This window comes from Mesorhizobium sp. P3_A9, assembly GCF_056402975.1.
Map to the genome: position 1 here is coordinate 1 of NZ_JBFUGJ010000819.1, position 556 is coordinate 556.

The window sequence follows — 556 nt, forward strand, 5'->3', positions numbered from 1 at the left end:
TCATCTGGGGCGGCCGGCATGCTCTGCGCAGGGTGGTCTACATGGCAGCGCTCACCGCCAGCCGCTCAAATCCCGTACTCAGAGCCTTCCACCAGCGTCTCATTGCCAACGGCAAGCAACCAAAGGTCGCCATCGTCGCCGTGGCCCGAAAGATTATGACCATCCTCAGCGCCATGCTTCGACACAACCAACCCTGGTGTCCAGACAAAGCCTGAAAACACAGTTGCTCATCCGACCTCGCTTCGCGAGGCCACCGCCCTGGGGCGAGCCACGGGTCTCGCCCCGCCCTTCGGACCCCACAAGGGGATAAGCAAGGGCCAACGTCATTGCCCACATTGACAATAGTTCAACGCAAGTTGAACTTCCCCCTCCGCAGCCCTAGCTATGGATGGATCTGCCCATCCCGTCCCACGCTATCTTCCCCACGAGGCCCGACATGACAGACTACACCCCGCCGAAAGTATGGACCTGGAACAAGGCAAATGGCGGCGCCTTTGCCAGCATCAACCGACCGATTGCCGGGCCGACGCATGACAAGGAATTGCCCGTCGGCAAG

The 556-nt window shown here is 60.8% G+C and carries 2 pseudogenes; both read left to right on the forward strand.

Features of this window, described 5'->3' with window-relative positions:
• A pseudogene (locus tag AC1DX0_RS36915) lies at nucleotides 1-215 on the forward strand (hypothetical protein); the annotation flags it as partial.
• A gap of 221 nt (nucleotides 216-436) precedes the next feature.
• Nucleotides 437-556 (forward strand): annotated as a pseudogene (locus AC1DX0_RS36920) (glutathione-dependent disulfide-bond oxidoreductase); the annotation flags it as partial.